3 protein-coding genes are annotated in these 3,213 nt (G+C 71.3%); all 3 read right to left on the bottom strand.

Annotation, left to right across the window (positions count from 1 at the left end; all coding sequences use genetic code 11):
- Positions 1 to 183: 183 nt before the first annotated feature.
- The 3 genes from AOK18_RS26065 to AOK18_RS26055 all read right to left on the bottom strand — a co-directional run bounded on the left by AOK18_RS26065 (position 184) and on the right by AOK18_RS26055 (position 2,928).
- Positions 184 to 915 (bottom strand): nucleotidyltransferase family protein, encoded by a 732-nt coding sequence (locus AOK18_RS26065; protein WP_055695931.1) that lies wholly within the window; start codon positions 913 to 915, stop codon positions 184 to 186.
- Between the two features lie 198 nt (positions 916 to 1,113).
- Positions 1,114 to 1,599, bottom strand: a complete 486-nt coding sequence (locus AOK18_RS26060) for a hypothetical protein (protein ID WP_055574872.1) — start codon at positions 1,597 to 1,599, stop codon at positions 1,114 to 1,116.
- 240 nt (positions 1,600 to 1,839) lie between these two features.
- Positions 1,840 to 2,928: an ABC transporter ATP-binding protein gene (locus tag AOK18_RS26055; RefSeq protein ID WP_055695930.1), complete on the bottom strand. Its 1,089-nt coding sequence runs from the start codon at positions 2,926 to 2,928 to the stop codon at positions 1,840 to 1,842.
- Positions 2,929 to 3,213 lie beyond the last annotated feature (285 nt).

Below are 3,213 nucleotides of genomic sequence, written 5' to 3'. Positions count from 1 at the left end.
CGAAGGACCGGACGGAGGCGGCGAAGGAGCTGGCCTCCCAGAGCCGCTGAACCCCGCACCGCCCCTTCCCCGGCCGCACCGCTCGCCCGCATGACGAGGGCGGGGTCCCGCACGCACCGTGTGCGGGACCCCGCCCTCGTCATGCGGGCGAGCGGTGCGGCCGGGGAAGGGGCGGTGCGGGGTTCAGCGGCTCTGGGAGGCCAGTTCCTTCGCCGCCTCCGTCAGGTCCTTCGCGGTGTCGATCGCCCGCCAGTAGGCGCCCTGGGGGAGCGGGAACCCGGCCAGCCGGCGCTCACGGGCCAGCCGCGGGAACGTGGTGCGCTCGTGGTCGCCGCGTTCCGGCAGCAGAGCGGTGAACTCGGGGGAGAAGACGTACACGCCCGCGTTGATCTCGAACGTCGATGGCGGCGACTCTATGAAGTCGGTGATGTGCCCGAACCCGTCGGTCTGCACCGCGCCCCAGGGGAGGCGCGGGCGGGCCAGGGCGAGGGTCGCGACGGCGCCCCGCTCGGTGTGGAAGTCCGCCATGTCGCGCAGTGAGAAACGGGTCCAGATGTCGCCGTTCGTGGCGTACCAGGGCCGGTCCGGGTGCGGCAGGCGGGCGGCCGCGTGCCGCAGGCCGCCACCGCGGCCGAGCGGCTCCGTCTCGACGACGGTGGTGACGGAGAGCGGCAGGTCGGTGTTCTCCAGCCACTCCTGCAGCACCTCGGCGAGGTGGCCGCAGGAGACGACGACGTCCGTCACGCCCTCCTCGGCGAGCCAGGAGAGCTGATGGCCGATGATCGGCGTTCCCGTACCGGGGATCTCGACCATCGGCTTGGGCCGGTCGTCGGTGTACGGACGAAGCCGGGAGCCTTGCCCGCCGGCCAGGACGACGGCTTGAACGGGGCGCGACGCGGCGCTCGGATGGGTCATGAGCGCACTGTACGCGGCGCCCCGGGAGCCGGACCGTGGACCCCGGGACACGGGGTGACCCGCTGCCCGCGGGAGGGGCAGCGGGTCCGGCCGGGGGACGGCCGAGGGATCCGGCAGAGGGATCCGGCAGAGGGATCCGGCAGAGGGATCCGGCAGAGGGGTCCGGCGGAGGGGTGGTCAGGGGGCCGGCCGGAGGGCTCAGCCGTGGGCGGTGAGCACTCCCGACGCGAAGGAGGTGTCGCAGACCGGACGGGCGTAGGACTGGGCCCTGGTGGGTCCGTACCTCCGGACCGCCGCCCTGCCGAGGTCACGCGCGATCGACACGCAGTGCCGGGCCAGCGACGGGCGGTCGTTCACCGCCTGCTGGAGGTGGGTGAGGGCGACGCCCGGGTCCTCCTCGTGCAACTCGACCAGGAGCCGGTCCCGCAGCGCCTGGTGCGGGGTCCGCTCGGCGGCACGCGAGGACGCGCCGGACGAGGAGGCACGGGACGAGGACGCACCGGACACGTCGGTGTCGGCGGCGGCGAGGGCCGGACCCGAGGGGCTCCCCGACCAGTTGACCCCGGCGACCGCAAGGGTTCCGGAGAACACCAGGACGACGGGCAGGACGAAGGCGAGGGTGCGGCCGACCCGGCGGGCGGGGCCCCGGCCGCGTCGCGTCTGAGGGGTAGTGGAGTGCTTCACGCGTGTGAGAGTAGCGTCCGGTAATGGGGTGAAGACATTCAGTCACCGGTACGGGTGACGTAGTGAGGGAGATTTCCGGGTAACGCGTTGACGAACCCTGATCGAAAGGGCCGCTATGTCTGGGTATTTATCGACAATGAGGGTGCAACGCAGAGGGCCCCGCGGCGAACTGCGGGGCCCTCTTCATCAACTCGGGTGAATCACCCGGGCCGTCGCGTTCCGGAGGCGACGACGCCCGGCTCAGTCGGACAGGCGCGCACCGGACGACGTCGAGAACACGTGGGTCTCGCCGCCCCGCGGCACGACGTGCAGCGTGCTGCCCTTCTCCGGCACGTTGCGGCCGCCGACGCGGACGACGAGGTCCTTGGACTCGCCGCCGACCTCGGCCGTGCCGTACACGAACGCGTCGGAGCCCAGCTCCTCCACCACGTTGACGGTGACCGCGAGACCCTGGTCGGACTCGGCACCGGCCACGTCGAAGTGCTCGGGGCGGACGCCGACGGTAACGGTCTTGTCGGTGGCGGCGGCCAGCGCGTCGCGGTCCACCGGGACCACCGAGTTGCCGAACTTCACGCCGCCGTCGGTGATCGGCACCTCGACGAGGTTCATCGCGGGGGAGCCGATGAAGCCGGCCACGAAGAGGTTGGCGGGCCGGTCGTACATGTTGCGCGGCGTGTCGACCTGCTGGAGCAGACCGTCCTTGAGGACCGCCACCCGGTCACCCATGGTCAGGGCCTCGACCTGGTCGTGGGTGACGTAGACGGTGGTGATGCCCAGGCGGCGCTGGAGCGAGGCGATCTGCGTACGGGTGGACACGCGGAGCTTGGCGTCCAGGTTGGACAGCGGCTCGTCCATGAGGAACACCTGCGGCTCGCGCACGATGGCGCGGCCCATGGCGACCCGCTGGCGCTGACCGCCGGAGAGCGCCTTCGGCTTGCGGTCCAGGTACTCCGTCAGGTCGAGGATCTTCGCGGCCTCCTCGACCTTCTGCCGGATCTCCGCCTTGTTGACGCCGGCGATCTTGAGCGCGAAGCCCATGTTGTCGGCGACCGTCATGTGCGGGTACAGCGCGTAGTTCTGGAACACCATGGCGATGTCCCGGTCCTTCGGCGGCAGGTGCGTGACGTCGCGGTCGCCGATGCGGATGGCGCCGCCGTTGACGTCCTCGAGCCCCGCGAGCATGCGGAGCGAGGTGGACTTGCCGCAGCCGGACGGACCGACCAGGACGAGGAACTCCCCGTCGGCGATGTCGATCTCCAGCGCGTCGACGGCGGGCTTGGTCGAACCGGGGTAGATCCGGGTCGCCTTGTCGAACGTGACAGTGGCCATGGTGAAGGGCCCCCTTCTACCGGCAGGAACGTGCCGGACGATCCGAGTAGGAAGGTGGTGCCACGACGGGATGTTCCGTTGTGGTTCCGTGTGGTGCAGTCCACGCGGGTGAACTGGCACAGGACGGTACCCGGCGTTCACCTGGTCTGTCAGTACCCGAGACCCTGTGAACTTCGCGGAAACTCTTCGGAGGCCGCCCCTCACCGCCCTTCGTCGCGCCTCACCGCCGCTCCCCGTCCCCGCCGTCCTCGCCCGCGTACCGCTCGGCGAGGACGGCGGGGACGG

Origin of the sequence: Streptomyces prasinopilosus (assembly GCF_001419695.1) — a bacterium.
GTDB classification, from domain to species: Bacteria; Actinomycetota; Actinomycetes; order Streptomycetales; family Streptomycetaceae; genus Streptomyces; species Streptomyces prasinopilosus.
Note: the sequence above shows the minus strand (reverse complement) of the source record. Positions and strands in the feature narration are given on the sequence as shown.